The following is a 25,271-nucleotide window of genomic DNA, read 5'->3' as shown; positions in this document are numbered from 1 at the left end:
GTATGAGGTAAATAAACGCTAGACTTAAAATAAAACACATGCTAGAAAATAAAGTGAGCCGTAACAACAAGGAATATGCCTGTATTTATTAAGGAGAATTTAATATGAGTCTATGTGAACTTACCTCTAAAGAAATAGAATCAATTTCTGGCGGTACAACATACGGTAGTTGGAGACGAAGTGGAAGTACATATCCCCCCAATAATTATGGAAATTATGGGCGTAGTACCCCTACTCGTTATGGGCGTGGTGCTTCAACTAATTATGGTGGGCAGGCTAATGGTTTTGTTAGTAACACTGCGGCAGTAGGAAGAGGACTAGGTCAGGGAAACTGCTCCAATGGCGTTGCTGGCGGGATGGTTGCTGGGGTTAGGTCAGGGCCCCAGGGTGTCGCTCTTGGGGCTATGGGTGGCGCAATCGCAGGTGGATGTTTTAAACGCTAAACGCTAATGGTTACGGCTCATGATCTTGACGATATTACTTTAAAATAAGATTCAGATTTAATATGAAATATAAAATTATTGCAATAATGCCATTTAATTAATCTAACGCTATGTTACCTTGGTATATACATGGAAAATACATCTGGCTGCGTAGGTTTTCTTGTCACGATTGTTTCATTGGTGTTGTCATTTTCCATATGGAAATACCTGGATATAATAGACTTCTCTGTTGTTTGTTTTCCAGATAATATGGCTAAAATAATTCTGCTTATAATCGTCCCTATTGGGTTTCATAAGATAGTAGGTTTATTTTTTGTTTTTTTAGCATGGTTTTTTAGAACATTGTTCCGCAAAAATAAAAATATAGCAGGAGGAAAATAAATTATTATCAAGGATAGATAAATGACAGGACAGCCTTCAAAACCCTATCGAAAAGGGTATGTTTCTCTTCATTCTTCCCAAGCGGAAGGTGAAGTGCTCATCCCACCTAATCTTAGTATGACCGCATTTTCTTTGGTTAGTCTAATTTTGATCGCGACACTCGCGACCTTTATTATTTTCGGAGAATACACCCGCAAAGCCCGTCTGGAAGGGATAGTGATGCCTTCAGGTGGGCTAATTAAAATTATGACTCGTAGTGACGGTGCAGTGACCCACCTTCAGGTGATAGAAGGTGAATCAGTGAAATCAGGCCAAGTACTCTATCGAATCAGTGGGGAACATTATAACCAACAAGGAAAAGGTGCATTAGCCGCTACGATTTTGTCACTCACTTTGCAATACCAGATGTTGGAACGTCAACGAGAACTGGAAGGCATAACGAATGTTATCCAACAGACGGAACTACGTCGGCGGCAAGAACAGCTTAATGAAGAATTGAGCAGTGCATCTTCAGGGCTGACTTTTGCTCAGCAGCAAGTAACTCTTTTACGAACCATGATGGTCCAACATCAAAAACTGGTGACCAAGCATTACATATCCCAGCTTGAATTCCTGCAACGGAGGATTGAGTTATCAATAGCCGATGAGAAAGTTGAAAATCATCGACAGCTACAATTACGCCTAAAGCGCGAACTTTCGAGCACCCACGCCGAACTAGAAAAGTCGCATCAGCAAAATAAAAGCCGCCATGCAGAACTCTCCCGCCAGTTACAACTGATTGATCAGCAAAAAACGGTGTTAGCTGCACAAGCAGAAATGACACTTACCGCTCCAGTTGATGGATACGTGGCTGTCGTGTTGGCCAACGTTGGCCAAACGGTTAAACCCAATGACCCAATGTTAATGCTAGTGCCGCATAAAGCCGAACTTAAGGTTGAACTTTATGCCCCAAGTAAATCGATCGGTTTCATCAAACCCCAACAGCGAGTTGGGTTACGTTTTGCTTCCTTTCCCTATGAAAAGTTCGGGGTTCAGTATGGCACAACGCAGGATATTACCCATACCAGCCTCAGTTCTCATGAAGTGATGTCGCAAAATCAGATGGTTTGGAAAGAAAATGAAGGGCATTACCGCATTATTGTGAATTTGGATAAACCAACGATAACCGCTTATGGGCGCGAAGAGCCATTACGTGTAGGTATGACCGTTGTAGCAGATGTTGAATTGGACAAACGGCGGCTATACGAGTGGTTGTTAGAACCATTATGGAGTGTGAAAGGTAAAATGTGATGCAAGAAATAAAAAGAAAAATACATTGGGGATGGCGTAAACCATTTCCCTTAATTCGACAAACTGAATCGGCGGAATGCGGGCTGGCATGTTTGGCTATGATCGCTGGATGGTATGGATTTCAGGTAGATTTATCTTCGTTACGTTTACAATTTAGTATTTCCCCGCTAGGGATGACGTTGTCACAGTTAATTGATAAAGCTGAACAACTTAATCTCAAGGGGCGTGCCGTTCGTCTTGAAATTGAAGACATAGGTCAACTAGCTTTGCCCTGTATTCTGCACTGGGATATGAATCACTTCGTGGTTCTCAAGAGAGTTAAGGGTAAAAAACTTGAATTACATGATCCGGCCAAGGGTCATTTAATTATGACGCTACAGGACGTCAGCCGGCATTTTACAGGTGTGGCGCTAGAATTGAGCCCTACGCATACATTTGAAATAAAAGATATACGAAGGAAGATCAGTCTGACAACCTTGCTAGGTAAAACGAACGGGCTAAAAGCGGCTCTGGCAAGAATATTATGCTTTGCTCTGGCATTAGAGGTACTTGCCCTCACCGGGCCGCTGATAAATCAACTGGTGATTGATGAAGTATTGGTTGCCCATGATGCGAGCTTGCTAACCTTGATTGTTATCGCCATGCTACTCATGTTGGTCACGCAAATGTTGCTGAGTTTGGCCAAGCAATGGGCGACCATGACTATGGCGGTCAATTTTAATATGCAATGGACTGCAAATGTCTTTTCTCACCTTCTTCGATTACCAATGGCTTGGTTTGAAACCAGAAATCTCGGGGATATCAGTGCAAAATTTGATTCAGTGGACACCATACAAGATACGCTTACAACCAGCCTGCTCGACGCTTTATTAGATATCATTTTGGTCGTGGGTACCTTATCTATGATGCTGCTTTATAGCACTAAACTGACATTAATTGCTCTCGGAGCTACCTTAATTTATGGATTATTACGGGTGTCCTGGTTTAGCACTTTACGCCGAGCAGCAGAAGACAGTTGGAGTGCCAGTACCCAAGAATCAAGCCATTTTCTGGAGAGCTTACACGGTATACTGAGCCTTCGAGTCAATGGGAGGTTAGCCCATAGAGAATCAGCCTGGCGCAATTTAAATGTTATTCGACGAAATGCGGATTTACGCGAAAGTAAATTAATGATGGTCTATGACATCCTGCAAACCGTCATTGAGAGTTTGACTGGCGTAGCAGTATTATGGTTTGGGGCCACAGCCGTATTATCTGGGCAATTTTCTGTTGGTATGCTCGTAGCCTATATGTCGTTCCAAAGCCGTTTTTCGGTCAGTATGACGGGATTAATCGACAAAGCATTCAGTTACCGGATGCTGGATATTTATAACGAGCGGTTAGCAGACATTGTGCTAACAGCACGCGAAGGGGTAACCGCCCCGACAGAAGCCGAAAACCAGTCTACCATTCCTGCAGTTTCCCCTTTAGCGCCCCTATCCCCTGAAGAACCGGTATTACTCTTCGATGATGTTACCTTCCAATACGGAGAATTCGAACATGAGATTCTGTCTCACGTTTCCCTGAACATTATGCCTGGGGAGATTGTTGCATTAACAGGAGCATCAGGGAGCGGAAAAACCACAGTGGCCAAACTTATTTTAGGTTTATATCAACCAACCGCTGGAGAAATTCGGACTCTGGGTATTGCTCATTATCAGGCTGAATATCGTCAGATCAGACCCCGTATTGGTGTGGTTTTACAGGAAGATCAACTTTTCCGTGGCACTATCGCTGATAATATATCGTTCTTCGCTCCGCATTGTGATTGGGAGAGGATATATGCATGTGCCGGTTCTGCACAGATACGGAAAGATATAGAAATTCTACCTATGGGATATCAAACGTTAATCGGTGAAATGGGGGGAACCTTATCCGGTGGGCAAAAGCAGCGGTTATTACTCGCCCGAGCTTTATATAAAACCCCCGAGCTGCTGATACTCGATGAGGCAACAAGTCATTTGGATGTAGAAAATGAAAGGTTAGTGAGCCAGAATTTACGGCAGTTGAATTTACCTATATTGCTGCTTGCCCACAGAACTGAAACGATTGCCTCTGCTGATAGGGTTCTGGAGCTGGCATTAGGACGATTGACTATTCTGCGTTGAGCGTCTCTGTGTCCGCAGATAATTATTCGATTTATATTTTAAATTAAAGGCGGCCATCTTGTATCTAGGTCATAAAGTTGGCAAGGACGAGAAATTGTTCTACAAACGCATGATTAAAATTACAGAGCCAGGTTTGCTTCGCATCTGAAATCACCGAAGGTAAAAAGAATGGCAACGCTTAAAGAAATGATGGCGAAACGCTCCCCAGAAAGCCGCGTCTTACTGAGATTCTCCAAGAGATCACTTTGACTAAGTTGCGTGAAGAATTAGCCGTTTCGAGGGCGTAGTTAACCGCAGCTCTGGGCGTTAAATAACCTTCTGCTGTGGAGATTAAAAAATTCGAAAACGGCCCCAAACTATCTACACTGAAACGCTACGTTGCAGATCTAGGCGATGAGCTGGTACGGAACGTTACTCTAGCTGACTGTAAGCGCATCGCGCTAAGCCTGTAATGCTAACAGTGAAAAGCCCTGGCTATATTATTGCACCCCGTGATCTGGGCTGCAATAATATAGGTTACTGACGTGACGTTTATTAATGAAGACGAAGCCCGCTGAGCGGGCTTTATCATATGGCACCAAGAACGAGTGCTATTTTTTTGTTGATTTACTTGGCTTTAACTTATCAGTATTTCCTGGCGTGTCTTTATTGTCGCGTCGGCGTTTATCAAGTTCCCCTGTTGATGGGGCAACTGGTTTCGGACCTGGCTTGAGACCCATGATAGTTATCCTTTGCAAATTCAAGAGGAAATCCCTCTATCTAGATATGTAGGCTTAGTAAAAAAAATCAATGCTAGCTATTTCATTTGTTGTGATTACTCGATCACCTTCACATAATGAGTGTAATAGTAAATAGAGTTATGTTTTTGGGGAGCGATGGTGTTAAGCGAATCTTTAATGAATTTATTAAGTTTTATTTGTTTTTTACTCTGTTTATCGGCCACATACATATGGTGTGCTGCTACAGAGGTTACAAGATTTTCGTTAATTTATGTCATTTCTGCCTGCGGGATATTCTGTTATTTGAATAACCTTCTCATCAATGCATTACTTATTGATTCAATTGGGGCCTATGTTGATGGGTATGTGAGTGTTTTTAATGATGAATTTTTAGACAACGTAAAGTCTAGACTGGGTTGGTTGTTGATAGGACCGTATCTACTTGGTGCGGTGATTGGTGCTTATTTTGGCGCAAAAAAGAAATTCATAAACAGAACAAACAACGATATTTGATGGTGTTAATAAAAAGTTTCATGTAATACATTGATTAATATAAGATGCTATGCACAATCTTCCTATATGTTTTTATAAAAAAATCAAAGATCTGGAGGATAATAATCGTCGTCTGAAACAGATGTTTGTCGACCTGAGTCTGGAGTGCTGAGCATCGTAGTCCTTTTTCGCAAAACTCTCAAAAGTGATTATAAGTTCTCCATATTCAGGAGAGCAGATTAAATCTTGGATCAGTTTTCAACCATTAGAGTGGAAGGCTTTTGCGCCATTAGTGACATATACAACCATTCTCAATAAGCTTTTTGACATATTTACACCAATCCACTAATCAATTTTCAAAACTCCTTTTCTGGTTGTTTACTGAACTCAAACCCGCTTTTCGTCAATCTCCGTCCTGCACCTATTTGCTTATTCCAAGGAGATGATATGCGTATAGCTCCCCTATTGGGGTTATATCTTGTGGGGAGCTTATTTATTTTTCTACCCAACGCACAGGCGGGTGAAAAAGATGAGCTGGCACTCGTGATAAATCAACTTGGTCAGATACAGGACAGCTTGGATCGCGCCCGCGTGGCATCAGCTCAGGATGAACAATCTGGACGTTTCTTTTTTGACTACCTGCGGGTAACGCAAGATATCAGCATCATAAAGAGTGGTATTGAGTTTTACCTTGTTCCCTCCCGTGCCCAACCCTCCGTATCGCTATTTTCTGGGCAATATCGCCAAGAACACCAACCATGAACGAAGCCCAAACCCGTGCTTTTAAAGCTGCAACCGATAACGTTGAACCGAGTGTATTGAATACTTTATTTATTGGTGCGCTGGTTGCCGTACTCATTTTATGGGCGGGGTGGGGGCTGGTTCATGTATTCCGAGGATTTGCTGTTGGAAAAATTAATGAACAGACATTAGTCCGTTTTTCTCTGCGTGTTTTTTTGCTGCTTATTATCACCTTATATTTATTGGCCAGCTAAGTTTTATGCCCCTTTTCAAGGAAGATATCATGTTATTAAAACTAATTTCCCTTTCGGTTCCTATCAACACCACATCCTTATTCCAGCTAATCATCTACCTGAATGTTATGACGGGTATGTCAGTCGCTCAGGCGGCATTACCTACAGTGGAAGGGCCACAGTCCCGGACTAACGCGACTTTCTATGGACAAATCTCGGGCTATATCAACGACGGTATTGTTTTAGGCGGCCTCATCCTAGCAGCAGTCGCATTGCTTGCCGTCGCGAATGCCATCATCGCTACCTTTACTGAAGTTCGGGACGGTAAAAGTACCTGGGCCAAATTCGGCATGTTGGTTGTTGTTGGCGTGGTGCTGGTTGTAACCGTTATTTGGCTGGCCGCTAAAGCCGCCACTGTTCTGCTGGGATAATAAGGCTGGCAGATGGCGACTATTACTTTTTTACCTGACAGGTTGAATGCCGAACCGGTGGTATTCAAGGGATTCACAACACCTGAATTATTTATGACGGCATTATTCAGTTTCTTTGGCGGCTTGATATTAGCCATACCTGTAGTTTTCCTTATCGGTTGGCTGGCATTTCCGACCATTAGCCTATTAATGCCGCTGTTGGTGATCATTCTGGGAGGAAAGTTTATGTCCCGATTTAAACGCGGTAAACCAGAAAATTATCTCTATCGGCGCTTTGATCTGTGGCTAAGTCGTCAAAGCATAGGTAATGCCCGACTGGTACATTGTAACCGGCGTTGGGCGCTACGTCGCACCCGACGAGTTATTGCTCTCCCGGAGGTACCGGATGAGTAAATATAGAAGTGCCTTAAATACCCGCGACTACCATATTTTCACTCTACGATGTGGCTGCGGTGTATTAGTGGTCTTATTGGTGATTGCACTGACCGGCTGGATTTTATCGCCACGCAACCTTATCGTTCATAACCCTCCTGACTTACGTTCTGGCTCAACCCGAGCTTGGTGGGAAATTCCTCCACCAACGGTTTACAGCTTCGCTTTCTATATTTTTCAGCAACTCAATTCCTGGCCCAAAGATGGTGAGACAGATTATCTATATCGCATTACCACACTGACTCCGTATTTAACTCCCAGTTGTCTAGAATGGCTTAATAGCGATGCCAAACAACGCAAAGAAAGAGGGGAACTGAAAGAAAGGGTGCGTGGTGTTTCGGAGGTGCCAGGCCGAGGTTACAAAGATAACAGTATCACTGTTGAATCCCGTGATAGCTGGATTGCACGCCTGGATCTGGTCGCTGATGAGTACTATCTGGCGGAGCCTGTCAAACGAACGCTGGTGCGTTATCCCCTAAAGATTGTGCGGTGGAGCCAAAACCCTGAAACAAATCCTTTTGGCCTGGCATTGGATTGTTATGCCGATATACCACAGCGTCTGGAGGCGGCTCCGGTGACAACTGCCGAGAAGAAAGGACTATTCTGATGCGATTAAAAAAATGCCATTACCTGATGCTGTGCCAGCTCCTGTTGATGATTGTGGGTATGGTCAGTTTTCACCAGACAGCAAATGCCATAGAACTAATGAAGTGGGAACGTATACCTCTCCAAATTCCTTTGAGTATTGGGCAAGAGCGTATTGTATTTGTGAATAAAAACGTGCGAGTAGGTTTCCCCTCCGAATTGAATGACAAGCTGCGGATACAAAGTGCGGGTGGTGCGGTTTACTTACGAGCTAGTGCTGAATTTAGCACTACCCGCCTGCAATTACAGAATGTCGAAAACGGCGAACTGATCTTATTGGATGTTAGCGCCACACCCAGTAAGCAAATACAGGAACCAGTGAGTTTGATTTATCAGGGAGAGGTTTCTCATGCAACAGCCGATAATAAAACTACAGTAAGCTTGCCAGAATCAGGCAATAAAAAATCGCGACAATCAGTTAGGCAGGCTATTGCCACACCCGTGCCGGTTGTTTTGACACGCTATGCGGCACAACACCTATATGCTCCGTTACGTACGGTGGAACCGCTAGCGGGTATCCATACCCTTGCTCATGGTTTACCAACGACTATAACCACGTTATTACCGTCGGAACCTGTCACCATAAGCCCATTGGCGGCTTGGGGCGTCAAAGGCTACAACGTGGTCGCCCTTAAAATCACCCATATCCAATCGGGTCATGTAGTGCTCGATCCTCGAGACCTCCAGGGGACATTCTACAGTGCCACTTTCCAGCATCGTTGGCTGGGGCCAGCCGGAACACCAGAAGACACTACCGTATTGTATCTGGTGATAAAAGGGCAACCTCATACTGCTTTTTTGCCTGAGCCTAAAGAAAAAGCAACTGGATGGCTTAAATTGAGAGAGCGCACGGATGCAAATTAAGTCGAATACATTATTAAAAATTCTGGTACCAGTGGCACTGTTTAGCTCGGTAGGTATTGGTATGAAGTCGTGTAACTCTGTCAGCAGAACAACAGCAGATGCTACCAAATCTAGTACGATTAATGACCTGACAAGTGAAGAGTTGCAAATACTGGGCATTGAAGGCGATACACAACAAGACACACTGCGAACACTGGTTGGGCGCATCAAAATGATCCAGAACAAACAGGACTTACTGGAGCGCACTAACTTGGCGTTAGTTGAAGAGAATACCAAGCTAACAGGTTCAACTGAGGATGTTGATTATCTCATCCAGCAGGCATTGAGTTCAGCAAAACAAGACGGTGAGCAGCTACAGCAGAAGCTGCATGATGAACAACAACGTCTGGCACATCTGATTGAAAACTTGGAAAACAAAGTAAACCCATTTCCTCACAGCGAATATGGTCGTTCTGATCTACACAGCAATTTACCCATTGGTTCCGGAATTGAGCATGGAGCCGAGGGATCACCTGGAAACGGTACTATCTGGGTTGAGCCGCAAGATGGGATACAAGTTGATCGCCATGGTAAAAGCCTGATCGACCCCACCAATATAACGACATCCGCAGGGGCTGGGAGTTTCCAATTCCCAACTGCATTCGGCAATCTGGATGACAATGAAATCAGTCGACAAAAAGCGGAACTGGATAGAGTAGCCAAGAACCAGCAAGCCATTGATGAAACTGAGCTGCCAGTTTACACCATACCGCAGAATGCCACTTTGATTGGCAGTCGTGGTATGACAGCACTTCTGGGACGAGTGCCCATCGATGGTAAAGTCACGGATCCTTATCCTTTCAAGATACTCATTGGAAAAGAAAATTTAACGGCTAATGGTATTGAGTTACCTGATATTGAAGGGGCTATTGTTTCTGGCACTGCTACCGGCGATTGGGTTCTCTCTTGTGTTCGTGGTGATGTCACCAGTATCACTTTTGTCTTTACTGATGGAACAGTAAGAACTGTGCCGACGTCAGTGAGATCCAGTGACGGTAGCAATGGCAGAGCCAACAACAACGGTGGCAGTATCGGCTGGCTTTCTGATGAGCAGGGTATTCCCTGTCTCTCCGGTGAACGTAAATCTAATGCTGCGACCTATCTACCGACATTATTTGCACTTTCAGGTGCCAGCGCGGCATCTGATGCAATGGCAAATAGCCAGACCACAACAAAAAGTGATGGTAATGCGATCACCAGTTCATTGACCGGCAATGCCGGTCAGGCTGCGTTAGGTAAAGCCTTATCTGGTGGAACAACTGAGGTCGCTGATTGGGTAAAAGCGCGTTATGGCCAGATGTTTGATGCTGTGTATGTCCAACCTGGTGCTCAGGTCGCCGTACATATCACGCGGATGATCCCTATCGATTATGAGGAGCAGGGACGCAAGGTTAGATACGATTTTGATATTAGCCAGCAACATGAACTGGATTAAGGAAAATCTATGAACCGAATGTTGAAAATACTGGCAATTGCATTTACTGCGGTATTGCTTTCAGGCTGCAGTAGTTCGAAAGAAAAACTATTGCCAGCCGGTGACTCAACCATGCTGGATTTATGGCAGCACAAAGCGACCTCTCAGCGAACAGTTACGGAAGCGAGATCAACACTAAAACGTCAACTCACTGAGCAGAATGACGAAGCTAACCCATTAATAAACGACGGTTATAGTCGTACTGCCAAAAACGAAATTCAGCAACTTTTTCCCCGTTTACCTAATCCCGACATGGTCATTTACATCTATCCCCATATGTCTGGCAGCGAGTCTGTACCGGTTCCTGGTTACAGTTCGGTTTTTCCATTTTATAGCCGTGTGCAGTACGCCTTACCGGATGAGCGGACGGAGGCATTGTAATGACCACATTGTTTAATAAGGAAAAAATCCGTAAGCAGGAGTTATTGCATATTAAATACAACGGTTCAAAAGAACGAGATAGTTCCGTTCTCTCCCGAGATCCCATCATCAAGAGCGGTAAATTAACGGCCGCGGATCAACAAGCACTGTATCCGACGAATCCATCATTTGTTGATTACCTACCTTGGGTTGAATACTTACCCGCAAGCCAGAGTATATTGTTTGATGATGGTCTGTCTGTTGGTGCGGTATTTGACGTTGTACCGGTAGGCACTGAGGGGCGAACTGCTGAACGTCTGGAGGAGATCCGAGATATTGTTGAAGATGCATTACAAGACAGCTTTGAAGAAAACGATTCATACCCTTGGGTAATTCAGTTTTTCTGTCAGGATGAAACAGATACCACTGAGTATCTCGATCATCTCCGTCATTACGTCAAGCCTTGGGCGCAAGGTACTGCATTTACTGATGCCTATTTGCAAGAAATGGAAAGGCACATGCGGGGAATTGCGCTTCCTAAAGGACTATTTATTGATAAAGCAATTACGGGGGCACCGTGGCGCGGTCAATGCCGACGTACCCGAATGATAGTCTATCGTTATGTGAACTCAACCGTCCGCGAACCCTACTCGCCAATTGTGACTCTGAATCAAGTTTGCGAAAGGTTGTCATCAGCACTGGCTAGTGCCGGAATAATTGCAGTGCGTCAGAAGGGTGAACAGATCCATACCTGGCTGCTTCGCTGGTTTAATCCTCAACCAGACTGGATTGAAAAAGAGACGTTGTATCGTGTCGCTGTACACAGTGATACCGAAGAGGGGGCATTGCCTGTCGAGAATGATTTCAGTGAGACCTTACTGTTTACTCCTCCCCGTTCGGATGTGAGAAATGGCGTGTGGTGGTTTGATGAGCAACCGCACCGAGCGGTTACAGTTGACCGGCTGCGCCGTGCGCCTACGATAGGGCATTTAACCGGTGAGACACGGAAAGGTGAGAACATCAACGCTCTGATGGACTTGCTACCCGAGGGAACCATCATTTCATTAACGCTGGTGGTACAACCGCAAGATGTCCTGGAAGAGCGATTTAATCATCTGGCGAAGAATGCTATTGGTGAAAATACTGAGTCTGAACGGGTGCGTGAGGATGCGGAGATAGCCAAACGCTATTTGGGTGAGCGACATAAATTATACCGATCCAGTATGACTTTTTTCCTCACTGCCCCGACTCTAAAAACGCTCGATACCCGTCAACGTGCTCTGACGGCAATACTGCTGAATGCAGGTCTTCAGCCAGTAAAGCAGGAATATGATGTTGCGCCACTCAACAGTTACTTACGGGCATTGCCAATGTGCTTCAACCCAATGCTTGATAAAAAACATTGGTATACCCGACTGACGTTTGTCCAGCATATGGCAAATCTGCTACCCGTCTTTGGGCGTGATACTGGTACTGGTCATCCCGGTTTCACCTTTTTTAACCGAGGGGGCGCACCACTGACCTTTGACCCACTGAATAGCGCTGATAGGACAAAAAATGCCCATATGGTGTTATTTGGCCCAACCGGATCAGGTAAATCCGCGACACTAAACAGCTTGTTTGCTCAACTCATGGCTGTACATCGTCCTCGCTTATTTATTGCAGAGGCGGGCAATAGTTTTGGTTTGTTTGCAGATCATGCCGCTGAACTCGAATTGACCGTCAATAAAGTCAGTATCAAGCCAGGCTGTAACATCTCTCTGGCTCCGTTTGCTGACTCACATCGTTTGATTGAAGCTAATGTAAAGCTGGGCGATGAAGCGGAACTGAGTGATCGTATTGAAATGGATGACAATGATGACAATGATGATGAGCGAGACATTCTGGGGGAGCTGGAGATTGTTGCACGGCTGATGATTACCGGAGGAGAAGAAAAAGAAGAAGCCAAATTAGAACGAGCTGATCGGGGCATGATGCGTGAGGCGATTCTGGTTGCAGCAACAACCGCATTTAACGAAAAACGCCAAATGATCACCCAAGATCTACAGACAGTACTCTTTACCTTTTCCTATGATGAGAGCAGGCCGGAAACCCGCAGGTCTAGAGCTTATAATATGGGAGAATCACTGAATGTATTTATGCAGGGATTTCTGGGCGAACTATTTAATCGACCAGGGCAAAACTGGCCCGAGGCCGATGTAACTTTAATTGATTTAGGTACGCTAGCCCGTGAGGGCTATGAAGCACCTCTGGCTGTTGCTTATACCTCTCTGGTCAATACCATTAATAACATTGCTGAACGTGATCAATTTCTTGACCGAGAGATTGTGTTTGCCACTGATGAAGCACACATGATCACTACCAATCCACTGTTAGCACCGTTCGTGGTCAAAATAGTCAAAATGTGGCGCAAACTCGGTGCCTGGTTATGGTTGGCCACACAGAATCTTGAAGACTTTCCGGCCACATCAAAAAAGATGCTGAATATGATCGAGTGGTGGTTATGTCTGGTCATGCCACCAGAAGAAGTAGAGGAAATAGCGCGATTTAAGAAGCTGACAATAGAACAGAAAGCTATGTTGCTATCGGCGACAAAAGCCCAGCATTGTTATACCGAAGGCGTCGTATTAGCCAATCGCATCGAAGCATTATTTCGTGCTGTTCCACCCAGTCTATTCCTGGCCTTAGGAATGACAGAAAAAGAAGAGAAGGCCGCCCGTAAGGCACTCATGACTGAACATGGTATCAGTGAACTTGAAGCCGCCAAGTTAGTTGCTAAAAAGTTAGATATCGCTCGGGGAATCATTGGTGCTAGCTAACGTGTTATTAAAACCAGGCATTACAGATATGCTGGGGATTAAAAAGGACTTATTGCGGGGATACTTACAAGTTACTAAATTTAGCATCGAAGATAATTAGGTATGTATGACTGCTAAAATTGAAAGGTATGAGGTGAAGTGCATCTTCACATGTTTATACTTTTCTGTAAGCCTATGTTCTCAAGAAACCATCATTCAAGCCGATGAATGTTTCACACGGATTGGGGTTGTTGGGATTTGATTCGTTTACATGGGCGTTAAAGTCCATTATATTAGCTCCCGCAGATGATGACTTCGACTATCTACTAGACTTCATTATGGACTGCGCCTTAGGCAATATGCCGCTGGCAACAAACATCCCAATAAAATGTTATCCACATCAATGACATAAGTCATTTCTAATTTTATTGGAGTTTATATGGCACTTTTAGTAGCACGCCACCTCAGCGATTTTTTCAATACCTTCTACCACGACACTAAATCGTCTCAGCCCATTGAACGGCCATTTCTTACACACCATGTATGCGGCGACTTGTTCGCTAAACATATGGGCTATGAAAACTTCAAAGCTCTCCTTTCACTCGATACTATGCCGATTAATGTTGAAGGCCTCGTATCGTTTCTCTCTGATCTTGAGAACAGAGGATTTGTAATAACACGTAGCCCCATTCAACTGATTTGGCCTAAGAAGATAAAGTTCACAAGCCCTGAGCGTAAAGCTCTATGGCAGGACCAATTGTATCGAGTTAAATCCGAAGTGCCATTTACTGATGTCTTGGGGCTTGTCGAACCGATCATTCTCCCTGATGGCAAAGGTAAATGGGATATTGACCCGAAAAACAAATTTGATCGTCGTTGGTTTGTTGCTGTGCTAGGTGAAGAGTTTGTTAGCGATACAAAGGGACGCAATGAGGGTTTTCAGCACCTTAAAGAAAGAGCCTTGGATAACGACCCGGAAGCCGTTCACCCATATGCCTTATGGTTGATGGACGATAACCAATATCAGCAGGGGCTAAGTATGCTTCATTCTGCTGCTTCAAAAGGCAATGCTGATGCTCATGCGGAGCTGGGGCGTATTTACGCAACAGGCGAGGGGGTGGATGAGGATCTCATTATGGCAAAACATCATTACGAGATGGCAGCTGCCTCTAACCATAATCAAGCACTTCATGCACTGGGTGCCTTATACGAATATAAAGGAAAGCTAGAAACTGATGTTGCCCTCAGCTTTGCATACCATTTACGTGCAGCGGAGGCTGGTAATCACACATCTATGGGATGCGTGGCTAAGCAGTACTTCCATGGTTTCGGCGTTGATAAGGATGTAGATAAAGCACTGCATTATGCACATATGGGGGCAAAATGTCTTGATGGCTGTTCGCTACAGGTTCTTGGTGAAAATGCGGGACATGTAAAAGGCGATTGGGATAAAGCCTTCGGTTATTTTACAGCTTCTGCATTGGTGGGTGATGAAGAAGGTCTGCACTTTGCAGGATGGTGCTTATTAACAGGGAATGGTACCAAACGTGATATTGACAAAGCTTGCAAGTATTTAGCAGAGGCTGCGGACATGGGCCATATAAATTCTATGTTTATGCTGGGTGCATTTTTGTGCGACGATTTGAATCTTAACAAAAACTATACACTTAGTTTGCATTGGTTGCGTAAGGCAGCAGAACGTGACCATGCATTCGCCTTGGTTATACTTGGTAAACTCCACCTAACCCCGGAAGCTGAAGTACTGGACTATCAGAACGCCCATTCATGCTTTTTAAAGGCCTGTAAGCTTAAATACCATCAAGCGTTTAGTTTCCTGTCTGAGTGTTACCGATTAGGCCTAGGTATCGATCCTGATTACAAATTGGCCTTCACATTTATGGTAGAAGCCGCCGAGCTAGGGTCCAAAAATGCGATGAAGCTAGTATCTCAATATTATGCAGAAGGCTTTGGTACCGAAATGAATGACTACCAAGCTGATATATGGTTGAAAAAGTATCAAAACTGTATTGAAAATAAACCGTATCATTATGTGGATCAAGTGTATGCCGATGCTCCTGGTTATGTAGTAGACGCAGGCGAGGAGCAATGATCATGAGTGAGATTATTTGCCCTGTTTGCCGTGGTGACGGTGACGTCGAATACGACTGCCGTGATTGCAATGGTACCGGTTACGGCCCAACGGAAGATAACGCATTTGGGCAGTGTCATACCTGTTATGGAGAGGGGGCGGCAGTACAGGAGTGCTTCAAGTGCCGAGGATCAGGTGTCATCTATCAGGACGACGAAGACGACGATAACGATGACATTGATTTGGACTCTGATGATGATTAAGCTCAACTGACTGGGCTGCATCCAATAGGTTTTAAATTGGCCTGAAAGTAACTTTATCTCTAATGAGGTCGGCTTTAATGCCGGCCTTTTTTTACCCATTAGACTTGAACTGCTCCTCGTTTAAGGATAGCGTTGCATCGACCAGTTGAACTCACAGCACCAAGTTATCGCAGGAAAGGCCGAAGGGTCAGCCATGAGCGAGCAGCGGGCATACAATGTCGGTGAATTAGACCCTAGTCTATCAGGGTAAACAGCTCCACCCTATGTCTTACGGCTACTCATAATAGTAGCTGTTATATTGTTATTGTATATTTAGTTGTGTTGTTCGAATAGTTTGAACTTTAATCTCACTAAACATTGATAAAGATGATTAAATTGAATGAAAAACATGTACTTAGAAGGCGTTGTGGTTATTGTTAACGGCCTGCAGGCGACTTTACCTGACAGGCCAATCTATGTATATTTCCAACTGCAAGATTGCGGGCTAACTCAGGCTCGGTATCAAATTCAGCCGCTGCAGTGCCTCACATCTCGTTATTAAACCTAAAAAAATTCATCTGAATTTGCTAAACACTGGTACATAACCTTTTTCCAGTGATTGTCAAATTGGTCTGAGTCAATCATTGGCTGCAGGTTAGACTCAATAAATCCAGATTTTATCATCTCCAGATTTGCAGTAGGTACAAGACGACGAAGCATTCTTTCAAAAGCATTTTTTTGATCTATTACTTCACTGAGGTGTTTTCCAGCTTCTAGTCTATATCTACTTGCAAGATTGAGGTTATTAAAATGATTGAAAGCTCTATCTTTATCTTCTTGTCGCCAATTAGTAGGGCAATTCACATAATAACTTATAGCTCCGTCATCCTCATGAATGTAGTCTGCAAAGACCCATTGCACTTGAAAGAATATATCTTTATCGATAAAAGGATGGATCGCTTGATTGTTCTCTGCTATAGCATAATTTTGCCCCTTCTCTCCCATGTTACAGTCACGACAGGAAGGGACTAAATTCAATGGCATAACTGAGAACTCAGGAAAATGTGCTTTCGGTAAAAAATGATCAAGGTTTTTGGTTTGACCTATATCACCGCAGAATGGGCATCTTTCTCCAGATGAAACAAGCAAATCATCATAATAGCCTCTTGCAGGCTTATCTTTATTTCTAAGATTATTTTCATAAAGATTAATAAGTTTTGTCTTAGTCAAGTTTCCAATTACTCTTGTGGAACCTGTCAGTGGATCAAGTTTGGGGTACAAAAATAAATTCCCTACAGAACTTAGCTCTTGATATTGCTGTTCCTTTTGTAAAAATGTTGTAAATAGACTATTAAAATTTCTACGCACATTTCTTTGTTCCATACCTTCAGAGCATTTTTCCAACATTTCTGTAAAGGACTTTTTATGAATAGGGATTTTTTTCATTTCATGTTTCCTTCATCCCTACTTAAGACCATGGCTTTTAATACTGTCCTTCCCTCTAGCCCAATTTGATTGCTATATTTAGCAAGTATTCTTTTATATGAGAGGCCTGACTCGACTGATTGCGATAGTAAATAGTGGTATCCCGAGTTAGCTACCTCAAGAGAGAATACTTCACGCGTCAAAACTCCCAAGTTTTCACCGAATGTTTCTATCTCTGGACGTATTATATTTATTGCCTCTCTAGACCTAATTACTTTCCATACACATGACTTTGGAATCTCTTGTAAGACAACAGGAGAGTGAGTTGCAATGATGGCAACTCCGTTCCGAGCATCCAGTAAATCACTCAAGGTCCGTAAAAATGCAGACAGTAATGGAGGATGAAGGTGCCCTTCAGGTTCATCAAGTAATACCAACGATTTTTCGCCTACAGTATCGACTAATCTTGTTATAGTAAATAATACAATTGCATGCCCAGAACTCATGCGTGATAAATATTTAGTGATATCTTCATATAGATAATCCCTGAATTTATCACTATCTACCTGAATTTTTGATTTCTTATCCTTGAGCTTTTCGTACCTTGTATTCAGTATACTTAGCTCCATGTTGGCAAAATTCTGATCACTGTTTAATTTTTTGATAGCGCTGCTCCAAATTTCTTTCTTTTTGTCAGACCTTAGGCAACCAATTAATGCAGAAACGAATTCCAAACGGAGATCTTCAAGTGATTTCAATCTTTGGGGGTTTTCCGGACTTTTTAAGCCAATATAAAAGTATCGTGTCCCTTTGGCTGGGTCTGGCTGGTCTTGAGGTGGTGAAAAGGGGTCAAAAGCGCTAAAAGATACTGATACCAGAGAACGAAAATATCCTTTAGGTATTCTAGATTCACTGAATCTGTCATTATCAGTAAAATATACAAGTTCATTAGCTGGATCAGTTATAGCTTCAATCATTCCATTCAATATAGTGGTCTTACCGCATCCATTCCGGCCAATAAATGCATGTATATTAGTGCTTGGAATTGAGTCAACTTCTACTTTAAAAGATATATCTAGGTCGCTAAATCCTTCAATACTTCGCCTTTTGAAATCAAAGTCAAAATCTGAAAGTTCATCTAAGCCATTTAATACTCTTGAAAACTGACCATGAATATCAGAAAGAGTAACACTTCGCAGTAAGGACGTATTTAATACACTCTCATTTTCAATATCAGACAATCTATTTGTGTTAATAATAATGTCTTTTAATGAAGTTAAAATATCCATTTTTAATTCAGAGTCTAGATTATTTAAATTTTTGTAGTACTCCAAGCTATCACCCAAAGAGAAATAATCATCTTTTAGGTTAGTAAATATTTTTTCCAATGTTGAATGTGTACTAACTTCTTCTTTTTGTCCCTCAAAACCAATTTTTAAATTTCCAATTTCATGTTTTGTTCCTTTGCGGTCAAAAATAGTGAGAAAAAACATAGTAACAAAGGAATAATCGTTCCAATTGTCAATGCGAAGATATCCCGTATTTATGTCATCCGAGGGGATGTTTTTACCTTTTTCAATAATTTTGAAATTAACCATAACCTTTCTCCTTTGAATATCTTATTTATGTAAAAATTAAATAACCAACATGTTAGTTATGTGTTCAGTTATGATATTGAAAATATACTGTACGGTTCTCATTTTTATATCCCTTACTTTAAATGAAATTCAGCAATAGTTAGCGATGTGGTCAACTGTCCGTATTTTTATATCAAGTCGGCGTGTCCGGATGTACTGATATTAATTTTCAGTGACTTCTAATGACGCATTATTTTGAATATCAAATCTACTCTGACCTAGAGATGCCTTATCCAGATAAACTGGGCGCCAGCTGACGTCTTTCAAACAGCGTTGGAGTTTCTTGTTCGATAAGGTAAGCTCCTGGTGTTCTTTATCCTGGATAAGATCTTACAACACGTTGATTTTCATTGGCCTGACACCGGTAATATCAAACAAAGCAGGCCAGTGGAGTGTCAGCAACGTATGATAACAATTAGGTGAATAACAAATATACATATCCTCTCTAGCTATTTGTTCTTTTATCTTTAATGTGAAATTACCTCTGTCTTCACTGATCAAATCGCCCATTAAGTTGATGATTGGTCTGCTACAAACTGATTAACCAACCTTACTATTCATTGCATTTAACGGCCCAAGTTGGCCGCAAATAAGTTGAATATAGCTAAAGCTAGGTCGTAATTTATTTCATGTCTTCCGTGCGGTGTAGCTCGAATGAAGGTGTTCATCTCTCGTGTAGAGAATGAGAAATTTGATGGTAACTTTAGCTTTCTCTTTACAACCCCATCTGTGGAATTGCACTGACCACATATCAATGTTTCAGGGAATCGAGTCTGGCCAGGTTCACAAAAGCCAATGGAGTGATCATGGTGTTTATGTAAGGCTGCAACCCAACCCATAAAAGAATTTGGTGAATTCGGGAATCTTCGAGTCCATTTCATGATCTGAAATTTATTGCGCCCACACCCAGGACAAACCCACCCATCACCAATTGAGTTCCATAACTGATGATAATTAAGGCCATTGTGGTTCTGATAATCTTCGTATGTTGGTATTTTTATTTTCATAGGCTGTCTACGCTGTATTCAGCTACTTGTCCCCCGTAATTTTTTGAAAATAATTTTCAAAAACATTGATCTCCCAATTACGAAATTGCGGGAGGTTAGCTGGCACCTGAAATCAGTGCAGAACGCTCTTTAGACTCGGCATACTCTCCCGCAAACCATTCGTAATGCACTTTTGTCATAATTGAAGTTGGCGGTTCTTTGTTTTCAATAATAATAACTTGTAAAGTTTCCGGTAATTGGGCCAATGAATGCCAGAATCCAGTTTCGACACCTGCAGATATTGGTTCGTCTGAGCCAGATACTTTTACTGCCCCTTTCTTCTTGTAACTGGTTAGAGGTGAGTCTATTACTACTAACCCAGGGTGCGGTAATTCATTGTTAATACAGTACTTTAATAGCCCAATGATAAAGGCCGAATAAAGAATTGCGCGGATCCCCTTGCCGTGTGACTGACGGGGTTGACCGTCAACAATGATGTCATACTCTTTCTCATCGAAGGCAACTCGAGGTTTAGATCCCCATTTCCAGTCGGTTAAAACTGATTCAATTTCTGTACAAAGGCTAGTCAGTGATTGAGAAGACAGTCCTTCCCATTCTAATTTTGGTTGGTTGTCTTGGGTAAGCGATTTTTGGATATCTATTTGGAGCTTATTCAGTTCGTCCCACCTTTGGAAATCAGTAAGTTCGGCGTCTCTCTCGGAGCGGTACTCAAGCAGTTTTTCGAGGTGCTCTAGGGTGTGAGCTAGCAAAGGTGTTAAGTTACGAGTGAGATCTCTCCGTAGATTCGTAAGCAAGTTCTGAGCATTGTCCTTCTCTTGCTCTAACTCTCCTTTTCTTTGATTAAGATTACCAATTGCTTTTTGGAGATCTGCCAAGTACGCATGGATCTTTGCAGCTTCTGCTGTTGCAGAACGCCGAATTTTATCGCTATTCAATAGCGTCTGCGTTTTTTCGCTGTGATAATGATCGAGAGTTATATTCTGCCCACAGAGAGAGCAAGGAACCTCTTGGAGAGATTCAAAGTAATGAGCTCCTTCCGCAAGAAAGTCTAACCGCTTCAGATCGGAATGGTATCGCTCTTCGAGCAAGCTATATCTTATTTGGATTTCAGCCACACCCAGTAACTGAGATTCAGCTTTTAGACTCAGTGCTGTTGTTTCCTGTATTTCCTCGTGTAAGCGGGAAATATTGGTTGTTGCTTTTTTTACCTCTTCAGACAATGTTGCGATCACATCATCAAGCTCATTACCATATTCATGATCGAGCGGAGGAGTATCCGACTTGGCACCAAAGCGTTCTTCAAGCGGTTGAATCATCTCTTGCACAATCTCAAACTTGGCTTGCAGTCGCGCTCTTACAATTTCAGTTTTTTCTTCAGCAACAATTCCATCATCATCTATGCCAGTGAGAATATATGAGAACATACGTTTTCGGGCGGTATCATCGTAACCGGAGCGACCAGTTATTGGCGAGAATTCGTCGATGATGGATACTTCATCAATCAGAAATAGCGGGGCAAGCGTACGGATGGAAAGGCGTTGCGTTGCGCCACGTGCATTCTTACGCAACTTAGCCTCCTTAATTCCTGCGAAAGGGAAAAGTATAGATGTAACATCAGGTCCTGTGCTCTTTCCTTTACGGACAGGTGCTATCGACTCTCCTTTTCCATCAATGCTGTGAATTGGAACATAATGAGCAGCTAGCTTTCCGCCATCCAGTGCACGAGTTAGCGTTAGCACTTTATTTTTGGAATTTTCGAACTCAACGAAAAGGTGTGTATAAGCAGCGGCCTCTTTAGGCTTTTTTTTAAGTTTTTCTGCACCAAGAATATAATCTAAACAGCTGATAAGGTAGCTCTTTCCGGTATCGGACTCCCCCGCCAGAATGTTCGCACCCTTATCGAAGTCCACATAAGCATCTTGAACACCATTTCCACGTAAAAGTATTTTTCTTATCCGGAACATTTTCACAAATCCAATAAGTCTATTGCAGTCAATCGATCGAATTCAGAGCCCCATCGACCTACATTTTGTGTCATAAATGAAGCAAGTTCTTCATTTGAAAAGTGACAAAACTGTTTCGTCACCCACAAGGCACGTTCTGCAAGTTCACTTGCATAAGAAGACTCTAGGAGCTGCACAAATCTTCCAGTCAGCTCGGAAGCCTGATATAGAATCCCATCAGGGGAAAAAAACACCTCGATCAATTCCCTCGATAGCATTAGATTAAGCCCTGCTTGAATTGAACCACGTTTCACAAGTAGCTCAGCTCCCCTGTGAGGAACCGCCGGATGAAGACTCTTAGGCCCATTTTGCACATCGCTGGTATGTACAAGAAGGTAGTCATAAGAAACTATTCTTTGTAGGTCCATAGCCATGTTACCAGCTGCGTTTAATATGAATAACGCACGGAACCCATACTCCAGAGGGGAATTGAAAGGTCTATCTTCGAAGTGTCTCTTTATTTCTAATGTTTCAATCATGGATTGCACCAATCAATTACCCTATTATTGGCTAATTGATGGCACATACCTTCACGGTCCTTACTTGTGACGTGAGCAGCAAGCGGATGTGCACCAAGCTGTAAAGTTTGAGCTGCCTTTACGGTACTTTTCAAACGGACCGACGGTGTCCCTTCCTGATCTGTGTATGTGTAGTACAACCCATCATTGAACTCCTCCAGTAAGGTATTAAAGAATGTTTGATTAGCCATCTGATCTCTAGCAAGTTCCTTCAATCCCTCCGCACAATAAAAGGTAATGCGAGAACGTTCGAAAAGTTTTACGTGATTGATACTCTTTTCAAAATCAGCGAAGGTCCGAACTGGGTTTGCTATATCATGGCTAATGACGGCGTACAGTTGCTCAATATATGCGGTCTCTATAGGGTCAACTGCTGATGGAGGAGCCTCGGGCGGGTCACGTTCAATTAGAGGTGCTCCAAAGACCGTAAGATGAAATGAAGTCTTTCTATGTTCTTCGAGTAATTCATGTGGTTGCTTTGCACGGAAAATACTGAAATCAAATTTTTTAATATAACTTTGAAGTTCTATTGTCAGGGGAATTTCATATTTTGTTGTAATCGTTTTGGCATAAGACGTCCATCCTGAAAAAATCGCCTGCTTGAGTTTTTCTGGGTCGTCGAGAAGGTCTTGAAATGGTGACGTTACACCTTTGTGTGTAACAAAGTAGTATTCTTCAGGTGCTGTGTAGTCACTAATAAAAGTATAATAAATGACTTTTGCAATTTCGATACCAGCCTTTGGAAGACCTAAATTAGTATCATAATGTTTACATTGGTACAGGTGCCATCGCCGCGGTGAAACATTTGTTGGGTCAAGCCAAACAACTATGTCCCGTCCCTTATCCCCTGCACCACCACGCTGCTGAACTTCATTTACATATTGCTGCCTTGCAAGGTAATCAGAAGCCCATTCGAGAGTGAAACGTTCAAATTCAGCGGCACTAAATTGAGACAGACGAACAAGAGGCGCGATAGGTAGTCCTACACCTAATCCAAGCAACCGAGCATTAGCGCCCGGCCATGGTGTAGGTGCAGACAATCCGCTAAATGTAGTGCTAAGACCCTGTTTTATTTCCTCTGTCACTACACTCTCCATGCCGAAGTGATACATCAAGGTTTTTTTCAGTCAATTTCATTTCAAAAAATTACCACACTGGCAAATGAATAGTAAGTACCTACCTGCTCCCTATTTTAGTTATGTCCACTTCTGTCACTTAGTTGTCCATAAAACTTCTAGCAGCTTCGGCTGTGAGGAGCGGACATAGATCACCACGACTAAGAATGTCTTGTCACAACGGTCGCTCTACAAACTAAGCGTTATTGATTACGGGTAGCAGGTCATCCCCGTTAATGGGTGCTTGTAGTTGGACATAGTTAAAGAGATGCGATTCGCCCGGATGAAATAAAATTTTTATGCACGATGCCGATAGTGTAATTTTCTACAGAAACAAATTCGTGATAAGTCCAGACGGCGATATTAAATCGTTTAAAATATATTTTTAGAAGGTTAAGAGTTTATTCCATCTTTATGTAAGGCAGTTCTCTACCGAAATGGTAATAAACTGATGTACGAACGAAGTACAGTATATTTGACGAACTTCTATTTACTCTCATAGTTGATGGAAAAATGGGTGCCGAAAAACGAAAAAAATCATATGAACTTGAATTGAATTACACAACAGCTCTGAGATAATGATTTTCAAAAGAATATATTACTTCTGAAATTCAGAATGAGTTAGAAGAGTTAATCGATAACATTAATAATAATGTTATTAATTCAGTTCACGCGTTGGTCAGATTAGTGCGACCTATATATCTAACTAAAAAATCTCTAGGATTTTTGCATTCTGTCGATTCCTTATCTTTACATAACACTATTTCTGAGGAACATTTCACTAAACCTCGCCTTGTAGTGAAAAACTGTTAAAAGTAAATTCAGGTCGAACTCAATGGCTTCACTTAATACAAAAGGTCAGAAAAGTTCTGAGAGTTTTTGCGTTTCGAATGGGTATGTAGATCATTTATATTCACTCCGGATAATGAGAATAGAGTTATATCTACAGATCTTTTGGTTCATGAGATGGATCATGCGGCTGACTACACTATATCTAGATCTATAGATAACAATAATCTACTCGTCGGTCATACTTCTTTTTCAGAGGCCGTGGAATTTTACTGTAAATATAAATATCTATCAGAGTTTGGAACTGAAGCGTAACGAAGAGGAGCCTTGGTACTTTAATTCTTAGATATCTGTGCATTGTGATTTTTAAATATTGTTTAAAATACAATATCTCCTTTAAAGAGTTGAACGTGGATATTGCAATTGATGATGATTAATTTAAAGGATATAATATATCACTGCTATTTATATGTTATTAATGGCAAAGAGTTTATATCGAGTGCTCCAATGGAAATAACATTACCTTTTCAAGAAGTTTCTATCTTAGTTTATAATGAAGTAGCTCCTAGATCTGGATTTTTCTTGAAATTATTTTTTAGATAAGGACTCTGAATATCTAATTAGATTAGTATTTGAAAATACCATTAATACAGGTATCGATACTATAATTGATAATTTTATACCCGACAACCATCAGAATGGTATTGATTTTGAAATTAATTTCAAAAGTATATCAAGGATGCCAACCGTGTTATCTGATATAAATCAGACGTCTACCGCAGACACTAAAACAAGATTTAAATCAGTATCAGATTATGGGGTTAATTTTCAATAATAAATGAAAAACCTCAGTGAGAGGCTTTTTTATCGATTTATAAGAGGTAACAGGGGTGATCGAAGTGGACACCAGTCCCACCCAATAGTAGCAAGATCAATCCGATACCATATACTTTGAAT

General features: G+C 42.3%; 20 protein-coding genes and 1 pseudogene. 16 read left to right on the top strand and 5 right to left on the bottom strand.

Annotated elements, in window-relative coordinates; all coding sequences use genetic code 11:
• The first annotated feature begins 572 nt into the window (after positions 1-572).
• The 16 genes and pseudogenes from OP863_RS16245 to OP863_RS16170 all read left to right on the top strand — a co-directional run bounded on the left by OP863_RS16245 (position 573) and on the right by OP863_RS16170 (position 15,841).
• The gene (locus OP863_RS16245) at positions 573-824 is read left to right on the top strand and encodes a hypothetical protein (protein ID WP_265525572.1); all 252 of its coding nucleotides are present in this window, start codon (positions 573-575) and stop codon (positions 822-824) included.
• 21 nt (positions 825-845) lie between these two features.
• Complete coding sequence (locus tag OP863_RS16240; protein ID WP_265525571.1) at positions 846-2,114, top strand: HlyD family secretion protein; 1,269 nt, start codon at positions 846-848, stop codon at positions 2,112-2,114.
• Complete coding sequence (locus OP863_RS16235; protein WP_265525570.1) at positions 2,114-4,261, top strand: peptidase domain-containing ABC transporter; 2,148 nt, start codon at positions 2,114-2,116, stop codon at positions 4,259-4,261. The genes OP863_RS16240 and OP863_RS16235 overlap by 1 nt, the downstream gene beginning before the upstream one ends.
• A gap of 168 nt (positions 4,262-4,429) precedes the next feature.
• Positions 4,430-4,713: pseudogene (locus tag OP863_RS16230) on the top strand (transcriptional regulator).
• A gap of 570 nt (positions 4,714-5,283) precedes the next feature.
• Positions 5,284-5,493, top strand: a complete 210-nt coding sequence (locus tag OP863_RS16225; RefSeq protein WP_265525569.1) for a hypothetical protein — start codon at positions 5,284-5,286, stop codon at positions 5,491-5,493.
• Positions 5,494-5,919: 426 nt separating this feature from the next.
• Positions 5,920-6,234 (top strand): RAQPRD family integrative conjugative element protein, encoded by a 315-nt coding sequence (locus OP863_RS16220; protein ID WP_265525568.1) that lies wholly within the window; start codon positions 5,920-5,922, stop codon positions 6,232-6,234.
• Entirely contained in the window at positions 6,231-6,467 is a 237-nt protein-coding gene (locus OP863_RS16215) for a TIGR03758 family integrating conjugative element protein (protein ID WP_265525567.1), read from the top strand. Before OP863_RS16220 ends, OP863_RS16215 begins: the two co-directional genes overlap by 4 nt.
• Before the next feature lie 107 nt (positions 6,468-6,574).
• The gene (locus OP863_RS16210; protein ID WP_265526278.1) at positions 6,575-6,877 is read left to right on the top strand and encodes a TIGR03745 family integrating conjugative element membrane protein; all 303 of its coding nucleotides are present in this window, start codon (positions 6,575-6,577) and stop codon (positions 6,875-6,877) included.
• A 12-nt stretch (positions 6,878-6,889) separates the two neighbouring features.
• The gene (locus OP863_RS16205) at positions 6,890-7,270 is read left to right on the top strand and encodes a TIGR03750 family conjugal transfer protein (RefSeq protein WP_265525566.1); all 381 of its coding nucleotides are present in this window, start codon (positions 6,890-6,892) and stop codon (positions 7,268-7,270) included.
• Complete coding sequence (locus OP863_RS16200; protein WP_265525565.1) at positions 7,263-7,916, top strand: PFL_4703 family integrating conjugative element protein; 654 nt, start codon at positions 7,263-7,265, stop codon at positions 7,914-7,916. Before OP863_RS16205 ends, OP863_RS16200 begins: the two co-directional genes overlap by 8 nt.
• Positions 7,916-8,818 (top strand): TIGR03749 family integrating conjugative element protein, encoded by a 903-nt coding sequence (locus OP863_RS16195; RefSeq protein WP_416222814.1) that lies wholly within the window; start codon positions 7,916-7,918, stop codon positions 8,816-8,818. Before OP863_RS16200 ends, OP863_RS16195 begins: the two co-directional genes overlap by 1 nt.
• The gene (locus OP863_RS16190) at positions 8,808-10,292 is read left to right on the top strand and encodes a TIGR03752 family integrating conjugative element protein (RefSeq protein WP_265525564.1); all 1,485 of its coding nucleotides are present in this window, start codon (positions 8,808-8,810) and stop codon (positions 10,290-10,292) included. Before OP863_RS16195 ends, OP863_RS16190 begins: the two co-directional genes overlap by 11 nt.
• Before the next feature lie 9 nt (positions 10,293-10,301).
• Positions 10,302-10,712, top strand: a complete 411-nt coding sequence (locus OP863_RS16185; protein WP_265525563.1) for a TIGR03751 family conjugal transfer lipoprotein — start codon at positions 10,302-10,304, stop codon at positions 10,710-10,712.
• On the top strand, positions 10,712-13,510 hold the full coding sequence (locus OP863_RS16180; protein ID WP_265525562.1) for a conjugative transfer ATPase: 2,799 nt from the start codon (positions 10,712-10,714) through the stop codon (positions 13,508-13,510). Before OP863_RS16185 ends, OP863_RS16180 begins: the two co-directional genes overlap by 1 nt.
• Before the next feature lie 418 nt (positions 13,511-13,928).
• On the top strand, positions 13,929-15,599 hold the full coding sequence (locus OP863_RS16175; RefSeq protein ID WP_265525561.1) for a tetratricopeptide repeat protein: 1,671 nt from the start codon (positions 13,929-13,931) through the stop codon (positions 15,597-15,599).
• 2 nt (positions 15,600-15,601) lie between these two features.
• Positions 15,602-15,841, top strand: coding sequence for a molecular chaperone DnaJ (locus OP863_RS16170; protein ID WP_265525560.1), 240 nt, complete (start codon positions 15,602-15,604; stop codon positions 15,839-15,841).
• A gap of 543 nt (positions 15,842-16,384) precedes the next feature.
• Here OP863_RS16170 and OP863_RS16165 read toward each other — a convergent pair.
• From OP863_RS16165 to OP863_RS16145, 5 genes are all read right to left on the bottom strand, one after another.
• Positions 16,385-17,266, bottom strand: a complete 882-nt coding sequence (locus OP863_RS16165; protein ID WP_265525559.1) for an HNH endonuclease — start codon at positions 17,264-17,266, stop codon at positions 16,385-16,387.
• Complete coding sequence (locus tag OP863_RS16160) at positions 17,263-18,843, bottom strand: AAA family ATPase (protein WP_265525558.1); 1,581 nt, start codon at positions 18,841-18,843, stop codon at positions 17,263-17,265. The genes OP863_RS16165 and OP863_RS16160 overlap by 4 nt, the downstream gene beginning before the upstream one ends.
• A gap of 1,141 nt (positions 18,844-19,984) precedes the next feature.
• Complete coding sequence (locus tag OP863_RS16155) at positions 19,985-21,853, bottom strand: hypothetical protein (protein WP_265525557.1); 1,869 nt, start codon at positions 21,851-21,853, stop codon at positions 19,985-19,987.
• Positions 21,854-21,855: 2 nt separating this feature from the next.
• Complete coding sequence (locus tag OP863_RS16150) at positions 21,856-22,371, bottom strand: ABC-three component system middle component 2 (RefSeq protein ID WP_265525556.1); 516 nt, start codon at positions 22,369-22,371, stop codon at positions 21,856-21,858.
• Positions 22,368-23,495, bottom strand: a complete 1,128-nt coding sequence (locus OP863_RS16145; RefSeq protein WP_265525555.1) for an ABC-three component system protein — start codon at positions 23,493-23,495, stop codon at positions 22,368-22,370. Before OP863_RS16145 ends, OP863_RS16150 begins: the two co-directional genes overlap by 4 nt.
• Positions 23,496-25,271 lie beyond the last annotated feature (1,776 nt).

This window comes from Yersinia sp. SCPM-O-B-9106 (C-191) (genome assembly GCF_026183365.1).
Lineage (GTDB): Bacteria > Pseudomonadota > Gammaproteobacteria > Enterobacterales > Enterobacteriaceae > Yersinia > Yersinia rochesterensis.
This window is presented reverse-complemented; position numbering and strand designations above follow the sequence as displayed.